This is a genomic window from Agrobacterium sp. Azo12 (genome assembly GCF_029193765.2).
Taxonomy (GTDB): domain Bacteria; phylum Pseudomonadota; class Alphaproteobacteria; order Rhizobiales; family Rhizobiaceae; genus Agrobacterium.
Genome location: NZ_JARFYO020000001.1, coordinates 2374036 through 2396820, shown reverse-complemented (window position 1 = coordinate 2396820; position 22785 = coordinate 2374036). Strand labels below are relative to the sequence as shown.

At 57.3% G+C, this 22785-nt stretch carries 17 protein-coding genes; 9 read left to right on the top strand and 8 right to left on the bottom strand.

Features of this window, described 5'->3' with window-relative positions; all coding sequences use genetic code 11:
• Positions 1 to 206: 206 nt before the first annotated feature.
• Positions 207 to 1481, bottom strand: coding sequence for a M23 family metallopeptidase (locus tag PYL13_RS11400; RefSeq protein WP_275641459.1), 1275 nt, complete (start codon positions 1479 to 1481; stop codon positions 207 to 209).
• A 121-nt stretch (positions 1482 to 1602) separates the two neighbouring features.
• The gene (gene bcp, locus PYL13_RS11395; protein ID WP_259146081.1) at positions 1603 to 2076 is read right to left on the bottom strand and encodes a thioredoxin-dependent thiol peroxidase; all 474 of its coding nucleotides are present in this window, start codon (positions 2074 to 2076) and stop codon (positions 1603 to 1605) included.
• A gap of 116 nt (positions 2077 to 2192) precedes the next feature.
• On the opposite strand from bcp, the gene PYL13_RS11390 reads away from it, so the two are divergent.
• Positions 2193 to 5588, top strand: a complete 3396-nt coding sequence (locus tag PYL13_RS11390; RefSeq protein ID WP_250981646.1) for a DUF3971 domain-containing protein — start codon at positions 2193 to 2195, stop codon at positions 5586 to 5588.
• Between the two features lie 370 nt (positions 5589 to 5958).
• Here the strand turns inward: PYL13_RS11390 and tyrS are convergent, their stop codons facing one another.
• Entirely contained in the window at positions 5959 to 7212 is a 1254-nt protein-coding gene (gene tyrS / locus PYL13_RS11385; RefSeq protein WP_250985854.1) for a tyrosine--tRNA ligase, read from the bottom strand.
• A gap of 141 nt (positions 7213 to 7353) precedes the next feature.
• On the opposite strand from tyrS, the gene PYL13_RS11380 reads away from it, so the two are divergent.
• Together PYL13_RS11380 and PYL13_RS11375 are read left to right on the top strand one after the other, a co-directional pair.
• Positions 7354 to 8475: an anhydro-N-acetylmuramic acid kinase gene (locus tag PYL13_RS11380; RefSeq protein ID WP_275641458.1), complete on the top strand. Its 1122-nt coding sequence runs from the start codon at positions 7354 to 7356 to the stop codon at positions 8473 to 8475.
• A gap of 35 nt (positions 8476 to 8510) precedes the next feature.
• Positions 8511 to 8993 carry a hypothetical protein gene (locus PYL13_RS11375; RefSeq protein WP_259146084.1) on the top strand — a complete coding sequence of 161 codons (483 nt, stop codon included), beginning with the start codon at positions 8511 to 8513 and terminating at the stop codon, positions 8991 to 8993.
• Positions 8994 to 9072: 79 nt separating this feature from the next.
• Here the strand turns inward: PYL13_RS11375 and PYL13_RS11370 are convergent, their stop codons facing one another.
• Positions 9073 to 9825: an SDR family NAD(P)-dependent oxidoreductase gene (locus PYL13_RS11370; protein WP_250985857.1), complete on the bottom strand. Its 753-nt coding sequence runs from the start codon at positions 9823 to 9825 to the stop codon at positions 9073 to 9075.
• 108 nt (positions 9826 to 9933) lie between these two features.
• Between PYL13_RS11370 and PYL13_RS11365 the strand changes: the two genes are divergently transcribed.
• A complete protein-coding gene (locus tag PYL13_RS11365) occupies positions 9934 to 10836 on the top strand; it encodes a LysR family transcriptional regulator (protein ID WP_275641457.1) in 903 nt (300 codons plus the stop codon).
• 56 nt (positions 10837 to 10892) lie between these two features.
• On the opposite strand, the gene PYL13_RS11360 is transcribed toward PYL13_RS11365, so the two are convergent.
• Positions 10893 to 11756, bottom strand: coding sequence for a DMT family transporter (locus tag PYL13_RS11360; RefSeq protein ID WP_275641456.1), 864 nt, complete (start codon positions 11754 to 11756; stop codon positions 10893 to 10895).
• An 85-nt stretch (positions 11757 to 11841) separates the two neighbouring features.
• Here PYL13_RS11360 and PYL13_RS11355 point away from each other — a divergent pair, with 85 nt between their 5' ends.
• The gene (locus PYL13_RS11355) at positions 11842 to 13260 is read left to right on the top strand and encodes an aminotransferase-like domain-containing protein (protein WP_275641455.1); all 1419 of its coding nucleotides are present in this window, start codon (positions 11842 to 11844) and stop codon (positions 13258 to 13260) included.
• 122 nt (positions 13261 to 13382) lie between these two features.
• Positions 13383 to 14462, top strand: a complete 1080-nt coding sequence (locus tag PYL13_RS11350) for a MerR family transcriptional regulator (RefSeq protein WP_275641454.1) — start codon at positions 13383 to 13385, stop codon at positions 14460 to 14462.
• A gap of 85 nt (positions 14463 to 14547) precedes the next feature.
• Here PYL13_RS11350 and PYL13_RS11345 read toward each other — a convergent pair whose 3' ends face one another.
• Both PYL13_RS11345 and PYL13_RS11340 read right to left on the bottom strand, forming a co-directional pair.
• Positions 14548 to 16935 (bottom strand): penicillin-binding protein 1A, encoded by a 2388-nt coding sequence (locus tag PYL13_RS11345; RefSeq protein WP_275642025.1) that lies wholly within the window; start codon positions 16933 to 16935, stop codon positions 14548 to 14550.
• 592 nt (positions 16936 to 17527) lie between these two features.
• On the bottom strand, positions 17528 to 18283 hold the full coding sequence (locus PYL13_RS11340) for an SDR family oxidoreductase (protein ID WP_275641453.1): 756 nt from the start codon (positions 18281 to 18283) through the stop codon (positions 17528 to 17530).
• 70 nt (positions 18284 to 18353) lie between these two features.
• Here PYL13_RS11340 and PYL13_RS11335 point away from each other — a divergent pair, with 70 nt between their 5' ends.
• The 3 genes from PYL13_RS11335 to PYL13_RS11325 all read left to right on the top strand — a co-directional run bounded on the left by PYL13_RS11335 (position 18354) and on the right by PYL13_RS11325 (position 21846).
• Complete coding sequence (locus PYL13_RS11335) at positions 18354 to 18980, top strand: TetR/AcrR family transcriptional regulator (RefSeq protein ID WP_275641452.1); 627 nt, start codon at positions 18354 to 18356, stop codon at positions 18978 to 18980.
• Positions 18981 to 19117: 137 nt separating this feature from the next.
• Positions 19118 to 20719 (top strand): EAL domain-containing protein, encoded by a 1602-nt coding sequence (locus PYL13_RS11330; protein ID WP_275641451.1) that lies wholly within the window; start codon positions 19118 to 19120, stop codon positions 20717 to 20719.
• A gap of 65 nt (positions 20720 to 20784) precedes the next feature.
• Positions 20785 to 21846 (top strand): YwqG family protein, encoded by a 1062-nt coding sequence (locus PYL13_RS11325; RefSeq protein ID WP_275641450.1) that lies wholly within the window; start codon positions 20785 to 20787, stop codon positions 21844 to 21846.
• Positions 21847 to 22081: 235 nt separating this feature from the next.
• On the opposite strand, the gene PYL13_RS11320 is transcribed toward PYL13_RS11325, so the two are convergent.
• Positions 22082 to 22759, bottom strand: coding sequence for an alpha/beta hydrolase (locus PYL13_RS11320; RefSeq protein WP_192488811.1), 678 nt, complete (start codon positions 22757 to 22759; stop codon positions 22082 to 22084).
• Positions 22760 to 22785 lie beyond the last annotated feature (26 nt).

Here is a 22785-nt window from a genome sequence, read left to right as displayed (position 1 = left end):
TGGGCGCGGCTTAGGCCGAAATTGGCTGAAAGTCAAGGAATTCGCCACAATTGGCGGGACTGAAGGTCACATATGTTAACGCTTCGCAACTGTATTTGTGAAAAACAATTTGCAAGCACCGCATTTGGCGCGTTGACGGCGTTTTTCAGCCTGTCACCATGCGGAGAGATTTTGCCGGGAAACCGCCAGCATAGCCGGCGGAATAGTTAGTTCAGGTAGGATTGCAACTTCACGCCCGCGCTCAGGAAACGCATCGGGTCGATCGGGCTGTCGTTGCGACGTACTTCGTAATGTACGTGCGGGCCGGTGGAGCGGCCAGTGCTGCCTGCGCGGCCAACAATGTCGCCGGCTTCAATAGTGTCGCCAACCTTGACGAGAATGGCTGACATATGTCCGTAGCGGGTGGTGATGCCCTGTCCGTGGTCGACCTCGACCATGTTGCCGTAACCGCCGGAATTGGCGGCAACCGTCACGGTGCCCGCGCCGGTCGACCGCACGTTTGCACCGGTCTCTGCCTGAAAATCAATGCCTGCATGCAGGGCCGGGCGACCAAGAAACGGGTCCATGCGGTTGCCAAAGCGGCTGGTGATGTTGCGGCCCGGGGCAGGGTTGCCAAACGGCAGCTCACCTGCAGTACTGCGCATGATCTCAAGCCGATTGAGGGCCACATCAAGATCATTCATCGAGTTTTCGAAGATGGTGCCATTGGCGTCCTGCGGTTCGACGAAGGGACCACCGATGCCGGATGGCTTGAGGTCATCGATCTTTATGCCGGTGCGGGTCATGATCGCCGCCATTTCCTCGGTCTTCTTGTCGGCGCCACGGGTCAGTTGGGTGATTCGGTGCAACTGGTCCTGTTCGATTGTCTTGAGCGATAGCGTGACCTTGGAAAATACCCGGTCGGCTCGGTCCGACGAGTTTTCGCCAACAGGGGCATAACCAAGGGCGGCGACTGCTGCAGGCGTTGCTGCCTTTTTCGATGTGCCGAGAAGGTTATCAATGGCGTTTACGCCGCCAGACAGGCTGGCCTGTTTGCCCGGTGTTGCTGTTGTAGATGGTTCTTCCGTGCTGAGGCCGGATTCTTCGGCGCGCTCCAGCAATCCGCCAAGGCGGCCGTGGCGCGAGGTGAGGGCGGCCTGCTGCTCGAAAAGCTTTTCCACTTTCTGTTCAACAACTTGCTGGTCCAGCAGCTGGCGTGATGTGACGCGGTCGATCTGGGCGCGCAGTGCAGAAATGCGGTCTTCATAGTCGTGTTGCATACGCGCCTGATGGGCAATGGTTGCGCCAATCAGGTCATCGCGGAAAATCAGATAAGCGGTGGCAGCAAGATAACCGATGCCGAGAACGCAGACGAAACACAGTGTCATTGCTGCCATCCACGGGCGGATGGTCAGGTGGCGCACATGGTCGCCACTGGCAAGGATCAGCACATGCTGCTTTTTTTGCTTGCCGAATGTACGGTGCTCTGCGGGATGAGCCAAAATCACGTCCTCAGCGGTTTCGTTATGCTGAAGGATGGTATTTTGTTATGGTTAATGAAGTTTTGATGCTGCCGGTATTTATGGGTTAAACACCGGCAGAAATGCTTATTTGAAGGACCTTTTAGGCGCTCAGGCCCTGTGCTGCTTCAAGCACTTGCTGGGCGTGGCCAGCCACTTTCACCTTGTTCCAGACGTGGGTGATCTTGCCGTCAGGCCCGATCAGGAACGTGGTTCTTTCCACGCCCATGTACTTTTTGCCGTACATGCTTTTTTCTTTCCACACGCCATAGGCTTCAAGCGTGGCTTTGTCCTCATCGGAGGCCAGCATCACGGTCAGCGCGTGTTTGGCGGCGAATTTGTCGTGGCTTTTGACCGAATCAGGCGAGATGCCGATAACCACGGTATTTGCGGCCTCAAACTGCGCCGCAAGGGCGCTGAAATCGATTGCTTCGACCGTGCAGCCGGATGTGTCGTCTTTGGGATAAAAGTACAGGGCCACATTTTTTCCCGAAAGAGCCGATAAAGTAACAGTTCCGGCCCCGTTTTTAGAAAGCGTGAAATCGGGTGCCTTGTCGCCGACAAGCAAATCTGCCATGAGCTTAACCTTATGTTTCGCCTTGGTGTTGAGGATTATTCCTATCAACCGTTATAGACTGCAACGAAAACCGTCCAGTGCCTGGACACGATGTTTCAGGAGACGAGCGCGGACGAATGGCTGAGATTCGCGGCGAAAAAGTAAAATTTCGCAAGCAGGATATTATTCCGCTGCACGATCTGCCTTCTGCGAAAGCGGAAGAACCCCTTATCGTGCATTGCCCGCCGCCACGGTCCGTCAGTCGCGTCTGCCTGAAATTTGTCACCGGCATTTTTGTTGTGGTGTTTCTGTTCTTGGGCGGCGTTGTCGCCGCCATTGAAACCGGCTCGGTCGACGGCATCTTGTCCTCGCAGGCTGAAATGGCGCTGAAGCGGGCGATTGACCCGCGTTACGAGGCGCGCATCGGCTCTACGGCCATTCGTTTTGTCAAAGGGTTCCGGTTGGCGCTTGAGGCGCGTGACGTCGATATTGTCGATACGCAAGGCCAGAAACACCTCAGCCGCGCTGCTGTCATTCGTATGGCGTTAAACCCGATGGCGTTGCTGACCGGCCAGATTTCGCTTGAGAGCATCGATGCCTCGTCGCTGTCGCTGGACGTCGCGTCACTACCGGCTGGCAAACCGATCGATATCTCGACTTGGCGGGTGGATGCCATTCCTGAGGTGCTGGAAACGGCATTTGGTTCGCTGGATGGCATGTTGTCCAATTTTGAGCGGGCAGGCACCGACCGCATCAGTATCGACGGAATCTCGATCACCATTCCAAAAAAGGACGGCGGAAAACCGCTGTTGTTTGACGTTCGACAGATGGCGATGACCCGCAATCCACAGGGCGGCTATAATCTGGACGGTGAATTGGCCTTCAATGGTGAACTTGCCGCCTTCTCTTTGTCGATTGAGAGTGCGGGTGGCAAGATTACCGCGTTTGAGGCCAATCTGGACGGACTTGATCTCAATCCGCTGACCATCCGGCGCGATCCTGAAGGTTTCATGCATGAGGGGGCCGACCTCAAGGCTGGTGTTCGCATTATCGCAAAACGCCAGAGCCCCGAGGTGGCGCCGCTTTTGAGCGTGATGTTGGGTGTCGGTAATGGCAGCCTTTATATTGGCGGTGAAGAACAGCTGGTTTCCACCGGCCGCATGACCGCACAGTATGATTTTGAGAAACGCGAAATCGAGATTGCGAAGTCGCGGCTGGAGCTGGAGCGTACCGTCGTTCCGTTTGAAGGCAGTATCAAGGATACGGCAGACGATCAGGCGCAGCAGGGTTTTGATCTGGCGCTTTCTGTTACCGACGGTATTGCGGCGGCCGCTATGTCTGGCGAAGCTCCGGTACCCTTCGGGCTGACTGCAAATGGCCAATATCTCAAGGCGACCAAAGAGCTGAATGTGCCGTCGCTTTATGTGGCGGGGCCGCTGGGTGATATGGCCGGATCGCTGAAAATCCGCTTTGCCGAGCAGGGATCGCCGGAAATCAGCTTTGGCGGACAGATTCCCAAGATGGAGGCAACCGCAGTCAAGCAGCTGTGGCCGTTCTGGATGGCGCGCAAGGTGCGCCCGTGGGTGGTTGGCAATATTTTTGGTGGCACCGTTACCAATGGTTCGATTGCGGTGTTTATCCCGCAGGGCAGAATGTGCGGCATCGGTTGCCCGCTGGAACTGCATGACGACGAAATCCAGATCCAGTTCGATATCGAAAATACCCGGCTCAACATAACAGGTGATATTCCGCCGCTGCGTGATGCGGTGGCGCATTTCAATCTCAAGGGCGAGAAGGTTGATGTAACGGTTGCCAAGGCAACGTCCTACTTCCCGTCCAACCGTTCGCTGGCGGTGGAAAGCGGCCGTTTCACCATACCGTCGACCTATGCCAAACCGCTGATGGCTGATCTTGACCTGTTCGTGTCCGGCAGTGCCGATACGATCGCGGAAATGGCCAATTTCAAACCGATCAATGCCTTGAAGGATACGACCTTTAAACCCGAGGATTTCAGGGGCAATGTGAAGGCGCAGGTCAACGCAACCTTCGGTCTGCTTAGCAGCCAGAATCCGCCGCATCCGGCATGGGCGGCCAGCCTGACGCTGGACAATGTCTCGTTGGCAAAACCCTTTGCCAACCGTCAGGTGGCCGATCTGAACGGTGCGCTGAACATCGACAACAATGTTCTGCGCCTGCAGGGCAACGGCAAGGTCGATGATGTGGCGATGGACATCAACCTGATCGAACCCCTGAGGGACAGCAGCAAGATTGCCCGTGAATTTTCGTTGAAGGCGGTGATTGGCAATGATCAGATTGCCAAATTTGCGCCGGGGCTTGGCAGTATCGTCAGCGGACCGATAACGATGCAATTGGATGGCAAGGGTGAAACCGACCAGACCATCCGGCTTGATCTGACCAAATCGTCGCTGACCGTTCCCGGTATTGGCTGGAGCAAGGGTCCGGGCGTCAAGGCGGACGCGACCTTCCATATGCTGTCGGATCAGGGGCGGGTGTCGATCCGCGACTTTGAGTTGAAGGGCGATGGTTTCGGTGCCAAGGGCGATCTGGAACTGGCGCAGGGCGGGCTGGTTTCCGCTGACTTCTCGCATATGAAACTGTCGGCGTCTGATGACTATGCCGTGCAGATCAAGGCCGCCAAACGTGATTATGTGGTGACGGCCTCGGGCAAGTCGGTTGATATCCGGCCGCTGATTGCGCGTATTCGCAGTTCAGAAAAATCCGGTTCTGACGACGGTGCTGGCGACATAAAGATCAATGCGCGGTTTGACCGGGTGATCGGGTTCAACAATGAGGCCCTGTCCAACGTCACATCCAACGTCTTCCTGCGCAACGGTAAACTCAACTCCCTGCAAATGGACGGTGTCACCGACAGCCGTCAGGCAATTGTCGCGCAAACCAGTGCCGGTGGCGGACGCCAGACCATCAACCTGACCAGCAGCGATGCCGGTGCCATTATCCGTTTCGCCAATATCTACACCCGCATCAATGGCGGCCTGCTGAACATCGTGTTCAACACCGTCAATGGTGATGACTGGTTCGGCTCTGTCGATATGCGCAACTTCTCTGTGTCGAACGAACAGAAGCTGCAGGACATTGTTGCGACGCCGGTTGGTCAGGACGGACGCAGCCTCAACAAGGCGGTGCGTCGGGACATCGACGTCAGCTCGGAAAAGTTCCAGCGTGGTTTTGCCCGCGTCATTTATGGCGGCGGCGCGCTGAATGTCGAAAATGGCGTTGTGCGTGGCGAGCAGGTGGGTGCGACCTTCCAGGGCACGCTGAAGGACGCCAATGGCAATATGGACATGACCGGCACGTTCATGCCTGCCTATGGCCTCAACCGGCTGTTTGGCGAACTGCCCTTCATCGGCGTCATTCTGGGCAATGGCCGCGACCGTGGTCTGCTGGGCATCACCTTCAAATTGTCTGGCCGTTCCGACACGCCACGGCTGACGGTCAATCCGCTTTCGCTGATTGCACCTGGCGTTTTCCGGCAGATTTTCGAGTTCCAGTAAACGAGAGTTTCAGGCCTCACCCGCATTTCCAGCAGTTGGGCTTTGCTTCAAGATGTTGAAATCGCTTCCTCTCCCACGAAGGGATGATGGGCGGTGCTGCGCCGTTTTATTATCCCGTTACGCTCTCTGTCTGGCCTCGGCGGCCCAGCCCCCCACTCCTCATTCCTGTACTCGTTACAGGAATCCAGTCGATGCGCGTCTGCGCGGCGGAAAGGGGCTTTTCATCCCAAGGACTTGGGATGGGCCTGGATTCCCGCAACAAGTGCGGGAATGAGGGAGGCTGGGGTGAGCGTCGGTTTTCAAACTGTGCGTCCCAAACAAAAAGGCCGCTTGCGCGGCCTTTGCATCCATCATTCATGGGTGCTAACCATCAGGCCGGGCGAACCAGAATGTGCTTTTTCTTGCCCAGCGACAGCTTGATGACATTGTCTGCCGTCACGTCGCCCGTGCCGATGATCTGACGTTCGTCGGACACGGCGTTGTCGTTGATGCGCACCGCACCACCTTGAATGTGGCGGCGGGCTTCACCATTCGATGTGGCAAGGCCAGCGCGAACGATCAGCGACAGCAGGCCAAGACCGGCTTCCAGCTCGGAAGCAGGAACCTCGATCGACGGCAGATTGTCGGCCAGCGCGCCTTCTTCGAAAGTCTTGCGCGCGGTTTCTGCCGCTTCTTCGGCTGCCGTGCGGCCATGCAGCATGGCAGTGATTTCGGTTGCGAGGATTTTCTTGACCTCGTTGATCTCGGAACCAGCCAGCGCCGAGAGGCGAGCAATCTCATCCATCGGCAGCGTGGTGTAGAGCTTGAGGAAGCGGGAAACATCCGCATCCTCGGTATTGCGCCAGTACTGCCAGAAATCATAGGCCGACAGCATGTCCGGGTTCAGCCAGACAGCACCGTTCAGCGACTTGCCCATCTTGGCACCGGAGGCGGTGGTCAGAAGCGGCGAGGTCAGCGCGTAAAGCTGCGGTGTACCCATGCGGTGGCCGAGGTCGATACCGTTGATGATATTGCCCCACTGGTCGGAACCGCCCATCTGCAAACGGCAACCGTAGCGCTTGTTCAGCTCCACGAAGTCATAGGCCTGCAGGATCATGTAGTTGAATTCGAGGAAGGACAACGACTGCTCGCGGTCAAGGCGTGTCTTGACGCTGTCAAACGACAACATGCGGTTGACCGAGAAGTGACGGCCGACATCGCGCAGGAATTCCAGATAGTTGATGTCACGCAGCCAGTCGCCGTTGTTGATCATCAGCGCAGGCTTGCCGGACTTATCGTAATCGAGATAGTTGGCAAACACGCGCTTTATGGAGGCGATGTTGCTCTCGATGGTGTCGATGGTCATCAGCTGGCGGGCATCATCCTTGAAGGACGGATCGCCAACCATGCCGGTGCCGCCACCCATCAGCGAGATCGGCTGGTGGCCGGTCTGCTGCATCCAGTGCAGCATCATGATCTGGATCAGGCCGCCGGCGTGCAGGCTAGGTGCGGTCGGGTCAAAGCCTATATAGGCGGTCACGGTTTCCTTGGCGAACAATTCGTCAAGACCTGCCTCGTCGGAGATCTGGTGAATGAAGCCGCGCTCATCGAGCGTGCGGAGGAAATCGGACTTAAACCTGGACATAACCTTTTGTTCTCTCTGGTGTCATGTTTTCAAGTGCTGGCAAGCAGCAAACGCCGGGGCTTTAGCATTGTTTTTTGAATTGTGCACCAGTTTCAGCCATGAATGTTAAAAACGAATCCTTGATCAGGCAGGAGTAGCGGTGTGGGCACTATAAAAACGGCAATTGGCCTGATGAGCGGCACGTCGATGGACGGCATCGACATTGCCATGCTGCGCACCGATGGCGACTCATTCGTCGAGCGTGGACCAAGTGGTTATTTCCCCTATGACGCCACCTTGCGGGCCAAATGGCAGCAGACACTGGTCACTGCGAAAAAGATCAATGAGCGTCGCGAACGGCCGGATGATTTGGCCGAGGCCGAGGCGGCGCTGACGCTGTGCCATGCCGCCGTCGTGCAATCCTTTCTCAAGCAGAATGGTCTGGTGCCCTCGGATGTCGATGTCATCGGTTTTCACGGGCAGACGGTTTTGCACCGGCCTGACGATGCGCTGACGGTGCAAATTGGCGACGGTCCGCTTCTGGCGCGTGAAACCGGTATCGATGTGGTCTATGACATGCGCGCCAATGACATGGTACATGGCGGGCAGGGCGCTCCGCTTATCCCGGCCTATCACGCTGCCCTTTCGGCCAATCTGCCGGAGGCTTTTGAAACACCTGCGGTCTTCGTCAATATTGGTGGCATTTCCAACCTGACCTTTATCGGCAATGGCGGCGCACTTGCGGCTTTTGACAGCGGTCCCGGCAACATGCTGATCGACCAGTGGATGGAGGCGCATACCGGCCAGACCTTTGATAAGGGCGGGCAGGTTGCGGCCAAGGGCAGTGTCAATGCGGCGCTGAGTGAGCGTTATATGGCAAGCCCGTTCTTTTCGGCTAACCAGCGGCGGTCGCTTGACCGCGGTGATTTTCTGCCGCCCCAAAAGGGTGAAATCTCGCTGGAAGATGGCGCGCGCACGTTGTCTCATGTTACGGCAGCCGCCATTCTCAAATCCGCGACCTATCTGCCGGACCACGCCAAGACCTATATTGTCTGCGGCGGCGGACGCCTGAACCCGGTGATCATGGCGGAGTTTGCCACGCTTGCTGCTGAAAAGGGTGCCAAGGTTGTTTCGGCAGAGGCGGCCGGTTTTGATGGCGGCGCGATGGAGGCTGAGGCCTGGGCCTACCTTGCCGTGCGCTCGCTGCGCGGTCTGCCGCTGACATACCCTGGCACAACCGGTGTCAAGGAACCGGTGAGTGGCGGGGTTCTGGCAAAGGCATGAGGTTCTGGCCGTTCCAAAGACGTGAGAAAGTCCCGATGCCCAAAGACCGTATCGATGATTTGCAGCTGCACATTGAGACCCTTTGGGCCAGTATCGGTATGACTGCGGCTGTGCCGATTATGCGACGCCCTCAGGATGATGGCAGCCCGCATGTGGAAATGCGTGGTGACCTCTATGATATCGTTATTACCGAACGTGGATCGGAAAATAAGCGTATTGCCGGTCTTACACTCAACGATGCAGCGCGCTGGTTTGTGTTCGTCATGGCGGTTGGCCACGGCCAGAAAGAAGAACTGGAAAACCGCCACGTACCTGACGATGCGCCTTTGCTGGCATCTGGGCTGAAGGATCACGGTTATTCCCGCTGGAACTGGATGGCACCAGCAATCGAGATCATGGCTAAAATTTCACCGGAGTTTGGCGTATGGGCTGAGGATTATTACGGCCAAGTGCTGAAGCTCGCTCCGCTTGAGGCGTATGAGAAACGCAATTCCCGCTACCCATTGCCTGTTGAATAGTGCTGTGCCTGTCGAATAATGCGGTCGAGGAGGGCGTTGCCACTCTCCTCGTAACCTGTTGCTCAAATTCATGATGTGGTCAAATCTGCGCCTGACCACCATCAACGAACAGTTCGATGCCGTTGACGAAGGAGGTTTCGTCGGAGGCCAGGAACAGCACCGCCTTGGCGATTTCTTCCGGCTGGCCGATGCGACCGGCGGGAATGAGGCTGGACAGGTAGTTCTTGGTGTTTTCGGCACTTTCGCCATTGCCGAACAGTTCATTGAGGCCGGCGGTGTCGGTCAGACCTGGGCTGACGGCGTTGACGCGGATGTGGCGGTCCTTCAGGTCCAGGATCCAGTTGCGGGCAAAATTGCGCACTGCCGCCTTGGTGGCAGAGTAGACGCTGAAGGCTGGCGTGCCGGAAATGCTTGTTGTCGATGATGTCAGGATGATCGAGGCACCGTCACGCAGCAACGGCAAAGACTTTTGTACCGTAAACAGTGTGCCCTTCACGTTGGTGTCGAAGGTTTTCTCGTAATGCTCTTCGGTGATGGCACCGAGGGCTGCCATCTCACCGCCGCCGGCATTGGCAAACACCACGTCGATCTGGGCATGTTTCTGCTGCACGGCATCATAGAGGCGGTCGATATCGACCAGCTTGCTCATGTCGGCCTGCACGCCAGTGACACGGCCACCAATTTCCTTGATGGCGGCATCCAGTGCATCCTTGCGGCGTCCGGTGATGAACACGAATGCACCCTGCCGCGAGAAGGCTTTTGCGGTGGCGAGGCCAATGCCGCTGGTGCCGCCGGTGACGATTACAACCTTGTTTTCAAATGTCTTGCTCATTGTCTTGTCTCCTTGTTGACGACCCGTTGTCGTTGGAATGAACATGACAGCAGAACGATGATGCAAATAGTCAGCAAAACTGTTACCCATCGTTCCGTATGGAGAACGATGATGCGATCTGATCTGAATGATCTCGTGTATTTTGCTGAAGTGGTCACCCATGGCGGGTTTGCAGCGGCGGGCCGGGCACTGCGGGAGCCGAAGTCAAAGCTGAGCCGCCGGGTTGCCGGGCTGGAGGCGCGTCTCGGTGTGCGGCTGATCGAAAGATCCAGCCGGCGCTTTCGGGTGACCGATGTCGGGCAAACTTTCTATGAGCGGTGCAAGGCGATGCTTGAGGAGGCGGAACGCGCCGAAGCGCTGGTCGCAGAGGCGCAGTCCGAACCCCATGGGCTAATTCGCATGAGTTGCCCGACCGGTCTGGTGGAACCGATCTCTGCGCTGATAACCCGGTTTCTCGGGCAATATCCCAAGGTGAGGCTGCAACTGGTGGCGATTGACCGCCCGGTCGATCTTATCGAGGAACGTATTGATATTGCGCTGCGTGTCCGCACGTCACTGGACGGTGATGCATCGCTGACCATGCGCTCGCTCGGCAATTCGGTGCGTATTCTGGTGGCAAGCCCGCAACTGGCCGGACGCATTGGCGAGATCGACCAGCTCGCTGCGCAGGCAACACTGTCGACCACCGACGATCATGGCGAGGTCAACTGGTTTCTGGAAACCGATGATGGGCGCAGCCACACGCTGCGGCATGAACCACGAATGGGTTGCGCTGATTTTACCGCTGTGAGAGCAGCGGCCATTGCCGGGTTGGGCGTGGCTTTGTTGCCGGACCATACCTGCCGTCAGGCGCTGGATGAGGGCAGGCTGGTGCGCGTGCTGCCAGCATGGCGTGGCGTGAAGGGGCTGGTGCATCTGGTGTTCACCACCCGGCGTGGCCTGCCGCCGGCGGTGCGCAAATTCATCGACAGTCTGGCGGCGGAATTTCCCAAGGACGCCTTGGCGCGCTGATGGGAAAATCCAGCCAGCCACCCCTCAAAAAAGAGAGTGGAGGCTGGCGGAATGGCTTACCGTGCAAAATGTTTGGCGCCGGCCACGCAAGCAATGACGGCAACCGTTACGGCAAGCATGCCCCAGGTTACCGGTTCGTTGAGCAGGGCTGCGGCCAGTGCAAGACCAAGGAACGGCTGCAGCAGTTGCAACTGGCCAACGGCGGCGATGCCACCCTGCGACAGGCCGCGATACCAGAATACAAAACCGATCAACATGCTGAACAATGAGACATAGGCAAGTCCGATGAAGGCGGGCATGTGAATGTCTGAAAATGTCGTGGGCATGTAAAGAAAGGCAGCGGGCAGCATCAAGGGCAGGGACAGAACCAGCGCCCAGCAGATCACCTGCCAGCCGCCCAGCGTGCGTGACAGTCTGCCGCCTTCGGCATAACCCAGACCGCAGACGATGACGGCGGCCACCATCATCAGGTCACCAAATGGCGACACACTCAGTCCCTGAAACAGTGCAAAACCGGCAACCAATGCGCTGCCAAGAATGGAAAAGGCCCAGAAGGCCGGCTTGGGTCGCTCGCCGCCACGGATTGCGCCAAAGACCGCAGTTGCCAGCGGCAGCAGGCCAATGAACACGATGGAATGTGCTGAGGTCACGTGTTGCAGCGCCAGCGCCGTCAGAAGCGGGAAGCCGACTACCACACCAGCGGCCACCACGGCCAATGACACCAGTTCGCGAGGTGACGGACGTTTCTGTTTCAGCGCCAGCAAAAAGGCGAGCGCCAGCAGTCCAGCGATTGCGCCACGTGCCACGGTCAGAAACACCGGGTCAAACTGCATGACGGCCACACGGGTGGCCGGAAGCGACCCGCTGAAAATGACCACGCCGATAAAGCCGTTGATCCAGCCCGCACTTGTCCGTTCCATAATTCACTCCATTCATTGTCTCCCTGTTATCCAGCAAAGCCTTGGCGACACCAGTTACAGTCTGGTACAGTCTGCCGAAACTGTTATGGCCACAAAGGCAGTACAGATGGCGGAAAATACCAAGGGCCAGACACGGGTAGCCACCGTCATGTCGACGATCCGTCAGCGGATTGCCGGGCGATCACTCACGCCGGGTGCAAAGCTGCCTTCAGTGCGGTGGCTGGCCTCAAGCCTCGATGTTTCGACGTCAACCGTGGTGGAAGCCTATGACCGGCTGGTGGCGGAAGGTGCCATCCTGTCGCGTCCTGGGTCCGGCTTTTATGTCGCCAGTCAGGTGGCGCCGTTCACGCTGACGCAGGCCGGCCCAAAGGTTGACCGGGCGGTTGACCCGTTCTGGGTGTCGCGCCAGTCGCTGGAAGCCAATGATGATAATCTCAAGCCCGGTTGCGGCTGGCTGCCGCCATCCTGGCTTCCCGAAGACAGTATCCGGCGGGCGTTGCGCACACTGTCGCGGGCTGACGGCGCAACACTTGCCGATTATGGTTCACCGCTTGGGCTTCCTGGGCTTCGTCAACTGGTGGCCCGGCGCATGGCCGAAAAGGGCATGGAGGCATCTCCCGACCAGATCATGCTGACGGAGTCGGGAACGCAGGCCATTGATCTCTTGTGCCGTTTCCTGCTGGAGCCGGGGGATACAGTGCTGGTGGATGATCCCTGTTATTTCAATTTCCATGCGCTGCTGCGCGCCCACCGTGCCAAGATTGTCAGTGTGCCCTATACGCCGAACGGGCCATCTATCGACGCCTTCGCCACTACGGTCAGCGAGCACCGTCCGCGCCTCTACATCACCAATTCCGGCATGCATAATCCCACCGGTGCGGCACTTTCGCCTGTCACCGCGCACCGGGTGCTGAAGATCGCCAATGAGTTCGATCTGACGATCATAGAGGATGACATCTTCTCAGATCTGGAGCAGGTGCCGGCACCACGACTTGCGGCCTTTGACGGTCTGGACCGGGTCATCCACATCGGCAGTTTTTCCAAGACGCTTTCGGCCTCGGCACGCTGCGGATTTGTTGCGGCAAAACCGGAATGGATCGAAGGGCTGACTGATCTGAAGATCGCCACGTCCTTTGGCGGTGGCCGCATGACGGCGGAACTGGTTTTGAATGCGCTGAGTGACGGCAGCTACCGCAAACATCTGGATGCGACGCGGCTGAGACTGAGCCAGGCAATGAATGACGTGTCGTCCCGGCTGGAAAAGCTTGGCGTGACGCCGTGGATCAGGCCGACGGCTGGCATGTTTTTGTGGTGCCAATTGCCTGACGGGGCGGATGCAACAGATGTTGCCCGGGCAGCGCTTGAGCGCAAGGTAGTAATGGCGCCCGGCAACGCCTTCAGCCTTAGCCAATCAGCCACCAGTTTCATGCGTTTTAATGTGTCGCAAAGTCTCGACCCACGGGTGTTTGAGGTGCTGGGCGATATTCTCCGGCGGCGGGTGTAACGGAAACGCATTGACGCGGTGCCAGGCGCCAGCACGCAAAAAACCGTAAAAAGCCTCTTGCACCGTACCCAACGTCATACCTTACATCAGGGACATGATTGAGCGGGAACGAGTGCATGCACATGGCAGCAAGCGATGAAAATTTCGAACTGACGGCGGCGCAATGTGCGCGGCGTGTCGGCATTTCGGTGCGCGCCTTGCGGCACTATGAACAGGCCGGAATTATCAAACCCCGCCGGACCGACAAGAACTGGCGTCTCTATGGCGCGAGGGAAGTCGCACGTCTCTATGAAATTCTGACGCTGAAACATCTTGGCCTCAGCCTGCAGGAAATTCGCGGCATTCTGGTTGGCAGGACCACCGATCTCGCTGGCTTGCTTGGCATGCAAAGCGAGACGCTGCAGGCGCAGCTGGAGCGCACACAAAACAGTCTGGCCACCATCAATACGCTGCGCGGCAAGATCGCGGCTGGTGGCGATCTGTCGATTGAAGATCTGTTGAAACTGACCAAGGAGGCAAATATGGCTGACATATCGCCCGATGCCGTGGCATGGCGCCGTTACGAACAGGCGCGGCCGCGCAGTGAAAAAAAGATCGATCCGTCGCTCTATGGCCAATATGCCGGAAATTACGTGCTGGACGGGTTGGGTTACGTCATCACGCAGAAAGACGGCAGGCTTTTTACCCGCATGACAGGGCAGCCGGAGCTGGAAATCTTTGCCGAAGATGTCGACCGGTTTTTCTACAAGGCGGTTCAGGCGCAATTGACCTTTACCCGCGATCACACCGGTGCCGTTATCGGGCTGGTGTTGCACCAGAACGGTTATGAGCAGGCAGCCCCACGGGTGCAGGAGGTCGTGGTCAGCGAGCTGGAAAAAGGCCTTTCCGAGCGGGTGAAAAACCGCCAGCCATTTGAAAACAGCGAAGCGCTGTTGCGCCAGCTGATTGAGCAGCACCAACGTGGTGAGCCGGATTACGAGCGGATGAGCCCGCTTCTGGCCCAGGCAGCCAGCGAGCAGATCGATGTCATAAAGGCTGATCTGGCACGGCTGGGGCCTCTTCGTGACATCAGCTTCAAGGGTGTCTCGGCGGAAGGCTGGGATGTCTACGATGTCAGATTTGAAGAGGGTGAGTTGGAATGGCGGTTCACACTGGCGGCGGATGGCAAATTTGCCGGTATCCTCATCCGTCCGCCACTGTGAGTGCCGTTATGAGTGTGGTTTCGATGTTTGTTTCGACACTGGTCTCTGTTGGGGTTGAGATTGCGCGCCTGTCGCAAACTCTTTTCTAGAACAAGCCGACGGCACCCTCGCGCAGGATTTTCTCCGTCTGCGGGCTGGCAACCAGCGGTGACGATGCACCATTATCCTCCAGCGTGGTGAAATATGTGGCCGGTGTGGTGCCCGGTTTGAACATTTCCTGCACGCCGTCTGGATCATCCGGCGTGGTTGCCATGCCGGTGGTGCGGCTGATGAGATAGGCGGTCATGCCAGTGGGAACGTGGAAGTTCGACACGGGAACCTTGTCCAGTGCCGCAGACATGAAGTCATTGAACACAGGTGCGGCCAGTCCGCCGCCGCTGCCGGCACGGCCAAGGCTGCTGGGTTCGTCAAAACCGATATAGATGCCGGTCACGAGTTCCGGCGTAAAGCCGACGAACCATGCATCATGGTTGGCATTTGTCGTGCCGGTCTTACCAGCGACCGGGCGACCAAGCTTGACGTGGCGCGAGGCTGTGCCACGTTCAACCACGCCCTGCATCATCGATACGGTCTGGTAAGCGGTCATGGGGTCAAGCACGCGCTCACGCGTATCGGTCAGTTCCGGTTCCGACTGTCCATCCCATTTTTCGACGTTGCAGTTGTCACACTGGCGCTGGTCCTGACGGAACACTGTCTTGCCGGTGCGATCCTGCGTGCGGTCAATCAGGCTTGGCGTAACCTGCAACCCGCCATTGGCAATCACCGAATAGGCGGCGACCATTTTCATCAACGTGGTTTCACCTGAGCCGAGCGACATCGACAGGACCGGTGTGCGGTGATCATAAATGCCCAGACGATCCGCGTATTCCATCACGGTGTCCATGCCGACGGCATTGGCAAGTTTTGCGGCCATGACATTGCGGGAATGTTCGATGCCGAAACGAAGCGTCTGCGGCCCGGCATAGCTGTCGCCGTCATTCTTTGGTGCCCACACCTGATCACCGAGGCGGAATTCGACCGGTTCGTCACGGATAACGGTGGCGGGAGAAAAACCATTGTCGAGGGCAGCTGCGTAAACGATTGGCTTGAACACCGAGCCCGGCTGGCGCAGTGCCTGTGTGGCACGGTTGAATTGCGACTGGGTGTAGGAAAAGCCACCGACCATTGCCACAACACGGCCCGTCTGCGGCTGCATGGAAACGAGGGCTCCCTGGACCTTCGGGAATTGCCGCAAACGATAGTCACCGGAGGACTGTTTTTCGACCAGAATGACGTCACCGGCTTTCAGCAAGTCGCGGGGTTTCTTTTTGCCCAGCGCCCATTTCATGCCGGCTGCAGCAAGGCGAACACGGCTGTTATCGGCGTCTTTCAGGGTCAGTTCAGCGTCGTCAGGGTCAATGGCATTGACGATTGCAACGGACCAGTCCGGTACATCAGTATCGGTCTTGATCTTGGCAAATGCCTCCTGCCAATTTTTGACGAGATCGATATGGTCAATCGGGCCGCGATAACCGCGCTGTTCATCATAGGCGAGCAGGGCGGTTTGCAGCGCCGAGCGGGCCTCACGCTGCAATCTCGGGTCAAGCGTGGTGCGGATGGAATATCCGCCCTGATAGAGCGCCTGTTCGCCCAGTTCGTCGACCATGGTCTTTCTGACGTCATCGATGAAATAACCAGCCTCGGCAAATCTGGTCGGCGCTGGTTGGCGGACCACGCCAAGCGGTTTCTGTTTTTCTGCCAAGGCAAGATCGGCGGCGACGTAACCGTTTTCCACCATGCGGTCGATCACCCAGTTGCGCCGTTCCACCGCCGCCTTCTCGTAAAGGAAGGGGTTGTAGTTGGACGGACCCTTGGGCAGGGCGGCGAGGTAGGCTGCCTCGGCAATGGAGATTTCGCTGACCGGTTTGCCGAAATAGGTCAAAGCCGCCTGGGCAATGCCATAGGAGCGCTGGCCAAAGAAAATCTGGTTCAGGTAAAGCTCGAGAATACGATCCTTGGAAAACGTGCCTTCCATACGGATCGATAACAGGGCTTCCTTGATCTTGCGGGTCATGGTCTGGTCGGAGGTCAGCAGCAGGTTCTTGGCCACCTGTTGGGTAATGGTGGACGCACCAACCATACGTTTGTCGCTGCCCATATTGGTCAGGTTGACGGTGATGGCGCGCGCCAGACCAATGAAGTCCAGACCGTTATGCTGGTAAAAGTTCTTGTCTTCTGCGGAAATGAAGGCCGCCTTGACGCGGTCCGGCACCGACTGGATGGGCAGGAACAGCCGTGGCTCAGAGGCAAACTCGGCGACCACATCACCATTTGATGCGTAAAGCCGCGACTTCAGCGGCGGGGTATAATCCTGCAAGCTGGTATAATCGGGCAGGTCCTGCTGAACGGTGGCAACCAGCACGGCAACGCCAGCGGCGCAAAGCAGCAGGCCCATGCAGGCAATGGAAAAGAAGTAACCGATAAGTCTGAACAACTGCATTCTCACTTGCGGGAATTTGCGGGCGTGCCGGCGGCCATTCAGCCGCTGGCTTGGTCACCGGTTAAACCGGTGATGTGTTGTTGCGATCATCATTGCGGCGGGGCTGAACGATCTGAGGCGTTGCGGCCGCACAGCATGTCTCACGTCGAGTTCACAAAGTGAACTTTCGCAGCAGCGCTGGTGGGGGCGCAGAAATCACGGACAAACGAAGACCGAAAACGCATCGTCATAGTGTCACTGTTCTTTCTCGGCATTGATGGTGTCATCGGTGGAGGCCAGATCGGTCAAGGTCTTGCAATGTCTGATGTCACCGGTTGGGTGGGGGCCGACACGATTGCCGCGTCGCGCCCGAGATGGCGGATCGTCATGGCGAAATCTGGGCAACCGAGATCAATAGGGTGTGACTTTATGCTGAATCCACAGGATAATCTGAGGCGGATGAGGTGATGCAAAACGCGCCATGCTTGACGGCGGATCCGGGGCGCAGTCAGTCCCTGTCACAAGGATTTTTCCAACGAAGCGATAAAGCCGCAATGCAGTTGCGGCCCTTGTTTTGTTGCCGACGGTTTACAAAAGAACCACGCGGTTACTCGCCCTTCGACCAGGCAAGGGCGTCTACGCCGGCTGGCAGGACAGTTGGGCAGGCCAGGTCAGTTGCAGCACGGAAAACCGCTTCTGCTACGTCCTGCGCCGTGGTCACGGCATTGGGGTCATGCGCTTGCATCTGCGCCAGCGTCTGCTGCGCAAAGTCCTGATAGGCAGGGGGAAACCAGCCGCGTTTTGCGATCATCTCCTGCGCATTCGTGGCGAAGCTGGTCGATGGAGCGAGACCGGGAACAACAACGCGGGCCTGAATGCCGAATTGGCTAAGTTCCGGCACCGCAGCCTCCGTCATGGCGGTCAGTGCGGCCTTGCTTGCGCGGTAGACGGACAGGAGCGGCACCGGTTTGTAGATGGTACTTGAGCTGACATTGACGATGACGCCGGAGCGGCGCTCACGCATGCCTGGCAATACTGCCTGCATCATTGCCATGGCGCCAAACAGATTGGCTTCGAAAATCTCGCGTGCCGTATCGAGCGGGGTGCCTTCAATGGCGTTCAGCCAGCCGATGCCGGCATTATTGACGAGGACGTCGACTTGGCCTGCCTTTGCGACGGCGTCAGTAATGCTGTGCGGATCGGTGACGTCGAGCGGCAGGACATGCAGCGCATCGGAGGCTGGAAGCGTGCTGGCCTCCGGGTTGCGCATGGTGGCAAAAACCTGCCAGCCCTTGTCGAGGAAGTGCAGTGCGGTTTCGCGGCCAAACCCGGTCGAGCAACCGGTTATGAGAACGGTGTTCATGAAATAATACCTTTGCTTTGGAAGGACCATTTCAATATATGAATGTTTCCTCAGGTTTGGTATTCGCATCATGAACAGGCTCGGTCCAACGCTGCTAAAGCCCAGAAAAGCGCCGAAACAGACGCGCTCTGCCGCCACGATAGAGGCCATTCACACCGCCACTATTCAGGTTTTATTGGCCGAGGGGGTGGCGCGTCTAACCACGACACGGGTGGCGGAACGGGCCGGTGTCTCAATCGGCACTATGTATCAATATTATCCGCACAAACAGGCGCTGTTGTTTGCGATTGTCGAACAGCAGCTAGAAACGGTGACAGCCTTCATGCTGGCGGCGGCCGACCGGCTGCATGGCAGGCATGTCGGGGACGTTGCTGAAGGTCTGGCCACCGCCTGGCTTGACGTCAAGACCTCCGACAGCCAGGCCTTCCGGGCTATCTACAGCATCGCTGCCGAGTTTGATCTGGCGGAAGGCATGGGGCGGGCACTCAAACATATGGCTGAGGTGATGTCTCAATTGCTGGCAGCCGCACCGGATGCCAATTTTGAAGATTGCGATGCTGTTGCCTTCATGCTGGCATCAATGATTGGCGGTTCGGTGCGCACGGTGATGGATGCGGCGGCGTCGGAAGAAAACCTGATGCGCCTGCGACGCGAACTGCCCTTGGCCTGCCGCGCCTATGTGACGGCAGTGCGATAATCTGTTCCGGATCGGACGCTGACCCGCAGTAAAGATAACAAAATTCAATTCTGGGAAGCTACGGTAAGATTATGACAACCGGAAATGGATAAATAGAGCAAGGTTGCGTTGATCCCGGTGTTTTCAAGGAAACAGACATGCGGCGAAACAGTGTTCTGGCAATTGCATTCGGTCTGGCGATTTGCGCCGGCGTTTTGCCGCTTCTCGCCGCCTATTACATTTCGCGTGAACGGGCATTCGTGCTGGAACGTCGCCACCTTGCCGATTATGCCGACTGGACGTTGCAGCGCGCCGATCTGAATATTTCCAGAGCCAGAACTGCGCTAGAGACTGTGATGTCAGAACATCGCGAGACCTGTTCGGCCGCCGATATTACCCGTCTTCAGGAGATCACCACAGCAACCCTGTCAGTTGAGGAAATTGCCATCACCAATGGTGGTCGCGTGATTTGCAATAGTTGGGGACCAGTGCGTGATGAGGAGCATGTTAGCGGTGAGCCGATGCCACTTTCAGACGGTTATATGTTGCGTCTGAACGGTGGTGGTCTTTCGGATCCCTCGCAGGGCATGCTGGTGGTCAGCCATGGAGAGTTTCATGCGCTGTTAAAACGTGAACGGCTGGTGGATGTGCTGCATGACACACCGATGCTGCTTGGCGTTGCCTCACTGTCTGGCCAGCCGATCATGGTGTCCGGTGACGCTGACCCCGCGCTTGTCTCGCGGTTGGTCAGCCAGCAGGTCAGCGGCTTCAACGAAAGTGAAGTGTTTTCATCGCGCCGTGGCAAGGACTTTGCCGCTTTTGCTATCTCCAGCCGCAGCGTTGTTGATTGGCGAACGGACGGACAACTCTGGAAGATGATTCCAATCGGCATTGGCGTGTCTTTGGCGCTGATTGCGCTGGTGGTCTGGATATCGCGGCAACGGCTGTCACTGGCCGGTGAGTTGATGACAGGCATTCGTCGCAAGGAGTTTGTCGCGCATTATCAGCCCATCATCGAATTATCGACTGGCCGTTGTGTCGGTGCCGAAGCGCTTATTCGCTGGCCACGACCCGATGGAACGACAGTCAGGCCAGACCATTTCATTCCATTTGCTGAAGATCATGGGATGATTGGCCGGATCACAGAACTTGTGATCGGCAATGTCATTGTCAGCATGAAGACTGCGCTGGTTGAGCATCGCGATATGCATATTGCCATCAATCTTTCCCCTGAAGACGTGGAAAGCGGTCATTTCCTGACACTGGTATCCGACGCATTGAAACAGACCGGCGTAGAGACCTCGCAAATCTGGCTGGAGGTAACGGAACGTGGTTTCATTCACGCCGATATTGCCCGCGCGACACTGACCAAGGCGCGCGACGCCGGTCATGTGATTGCGATTGATGACTTCGGTACCGGATATTCCAGCCTTTCTTTGCTGGAAAGCCTGCCGGTCTCGGTGCTGAAAATCGACAAGTCCTTTGTCGATGCTATTGGCCAGAATGCCGCCACCAGTCTGGTGACCCCACATATCATCGAAATGGCGCACAGCCTGAAACTGAAGATGGTGGCTGAAGGCATTGAGACCGTGGCGCAGGAGGCCATCCTTGTGCAGTCGGGCGTGCAATACGGGCAGGGCTGGCTATATTCCAAGGCGCTGCCTTTCGATGAATTCATGGCCTTTTACAAAAAGCGCAATGCCGGCCTTGAGGAGGGCGGCGCTGCTGTGCCGGTCGGTGCTGCGTCCGGAAATGTGTAAAAACTGAGAGCGGCAGCGGTTGGGGTGATCCGGCGTTCACCGCAACGCTCTTAAGGAAGGTGATCATGCAGACAGAAGCTTTTCCTGATAATACTGATGCCTTGCGGCGTTCCCTTGAAGAAACCAGCCTTTCGCCTGATGTCATTTCGCATCTGGTTTCGCAGGCGCGTGCTGCCATTCTGTTGAGCACGAGTGAAAGCGACGAGGATGACATTCCGCTTGGAGCATCGAAGATCGGCGGCCGGCCGGATCTGCCACGTGGCATGGCATGGCCAACACGGCCAGCCTATCCCGATGCGGTGACAAGGGCCGCGGGCCATCGCAGGGAAGCCGAGCGACTGTTGGCAGATTCCAAAAAACCACGCTCATGGATGACACCGGAGCAGGGCGAACGGTTCTGCGCTGAATACAAGGCCAAGGCCGATGCGATAGAGACAGAGTTTCCTTTGGCGTTTCTAGGCCAGATCGATCTAACCGAATTGTCTGTTGAAAGCGGGTTTGATCCGATGTTTCCGAACAAGGGTCGCTTGCTGCTGTTTTACGATTACTGGGAACAGCCGGAAGATTTTACGCCGGAAGCCTCTGTCGGCTGGCAGGTGCTGTTTGATGAAACGCCTGAGGATGCGCTGGTGAGAACAGACATACCATCAGCTTTGACTGGCATTTCCGATGATCAGTGGTCCTGTGTGTTCAAGGCAGCGCGCATTTCGACGCGTAGCATCCTCACGCCCATTCCACCGAATGATAAGGGTTGGGATGCCTTTTCCTTGGAAGATGACGAGGCACTCGATGAATATCAGGAGTGGTTATCACAGTTCGGAACGCCAGACATGGAAGGGCGCGACAACCATCAGTTCGGCGGCTTTCCGCAGACCTTGCAAAATGGTCTGCAGGCCACTGCCCAGTTGGTGACACATGGCCTGAACTGCGGCAGAAGCGAGGTGTGGAAGACCGATGAGGCAAAGGAGCTGATCAAATCGGCTGGCGAATGGCGGTTGGTTATGCAGCTTGGCGTGGACAAGCATGCTGGTATTCCATCACCCGGCGCCTATTACGTGATCATGCGCGATGAGGACATTGCCGCACGCCGTTTTGATAGGGCAAGGATTACGTATCAGTGTGATTGAGAGGGGGGCGTATCACGCTGCCCTCATTCCCGTGCTTGTCACGGGAATCTAGTCGACGCGCGTCGGCGCGGCGAGAGGATGTCTTTTCAGCCCGAAGACTCGGGCTGGCCTGAATCCCTGTAACAGGTACAGGGATGAGGGAGGTCGGGGCTACGTCATAGGCCAAACAATCACCCAAACAAAAAGGCCGCAACGACGTTACGGCCTTTCTGCATTTATCAGCTTCCGGTATCGCTTAGCGAATACGCTTGGCGGCCGGTTCCGGTACCAGTTCGCCATTCAGGCGGCGGTCGAGGTAATCCTCGCACTCGGCCATCAGTGTATCGACCTTGGCGTTGAAGAAGTGGTTGGCACCCGGCACCGTGCGGTGGGTGATGAGAATACCCTTCTGGGTCTTAAGCTTCTCAACCAGATTGTTCACGTCCTTTTCAGGCGCAACCTTGTCCGAATCGCCATTGATGATCAGACCCGAAGACGGGCAGGGCGCCAGGAACGAGAAGTCATAGGTGTTCGGCTGCGGGGCAATCGACATGAAACCTTCGATTTCTGGACGGCGCATCAGAAGCTGCATGCCAATCCAGGCACCGAAGGAATAACCGGCGACCCAACAGCTCTTGGAATCTGGATGCAGGCTCTGTACCCAGTCCAGTGCCGATGCGGCATCCGACAATTCGCCCGCGCCGTGGTCGAATTCGCCCTGGCTGCGGCCGATGGAACGGAAGTTGAACCGGAGCGTGGTAAAGCCGCGCTTCTGGAACATGTAGAACAACTGATAGACGATCTGGTTGTTCATGGTTCCGCCAAACTGCGGATGCGGGTGCAGGATAATGGCGATTGGGGCGCTTTTTTCTTTCGATGGCTGGTAACGGCCTTCGAGGCGGCCGGCTGGGCCGTTGAAGATGACTTCGGGCATTGATACTCCGGTCGTGTTTTCTGTTC

What these genes read in the sequence shown, in the direction of transcription:
- PYL13_RS11355 (WP_275641455.1), top strand. Translation starts at nt 11,842, where the DNA reads ATGGCCACAAAGGCAGTACAGATGGCGGAAAATACCAAGGGCCAGACA.
- PYL13_RS11325 (WP_275641450.1), top strand. Translation starts at nt 20,785, where the DNA reads ATGCAGACAGAAGCTTTTCCTGATAATACTGATGCCTTGCGGCGTTCC.
- PYL13_RS11335 (WP_275641452.1), top strand. Translation starts at nt 18,354, where the DNA reads ATGAACAGGCTCGGTCCAACGCTGCTAAAGCCCAGAAAAGCGCCGAAA.
- PYL13_RS11390 (WP_250981646.1), top strand. Translation starts at nt 2,193, where the DNA reads ATGGCTGAGATTCGCGGCGAAAAAGTAAAATTTCGCAAGCAGGATATT.
- PYL13_RS11360 (WP_275641456.1), bottom strand. Translation starts at nt 11,756, where the DNA reads ATGGAACGGACAAGTGCGGGCTGGATCAACGGCTTTATCGGCGTGGTC.
- bcp (WP_259146081.1), bottom strand. Translation starts at nt 2,076, where the DNA reads ATGGCAGATTTGCTTGTCGGCGACAAGGCACCCGATTTCACGCTTTCT.
- PYL13_RS11320 (WP_192488811.1), bottom strand. Translation starts at nt 22,759, where the DNA reads ATGCCCGAAGTCATCTTCAACGGCCCAGCCGGCCGCCTCGAAGGCCGT.
- PYL13_RS11330 (WP_275641451.1), top strand. Translation starts at nt 19,118, where the DNA reads ATGCGGCGAAACAGTGTTCTGGCAATTGCATTCGGTCTGGCGATTTGC.
- PYL13_RS11375 (WP_259146084.1), top strand. Translation starts at nt 8,511, where the DNA reads ATGCCCAAAGACCGTATCGATGATTTGCAGCTGCACATTGAGACCCTT.
- PYL13_RS11365 (WP_275641457.1), top strand. Translation starts at nt 9,934, where the DNA reads ATGATGCGATCTGATCTGAATGATCTCGTGTATTTTGCTGAAGTGGTC.
- PYL13_RS11340 (WP_275641453.1), bottom strand. Translation starts at nt 18,283, where the DNA reads ATGAACACCGTTCTCATAACCGGTTGCTCGACCGGGTTTGGCCGCGAA.
- PYL13_RS11370 (WP_250985857.1), bottom strand. Translation starts at nt 9,825, where the DNA reads ATGAGCAAGACATTTGAAAACAAGGTTGTAATCGTCACCGGCGGCACC.
- tyrS (WP_250985854.1), bottom strand. Translation starts at nt 7,212, where the DNA reads ATGTCCAGGTTTAAGTCCGATTTCCTCCGCACGCTCGATGAGCGCGGC.
- PYL13_RS11350 (WP_275641454.1), top strand. Translation starts at nt 13,383, where the DNA reads ATGGCAGCAAGCGATGAAAATTTCGAACTGACGGCGGCGCAATGTGCG.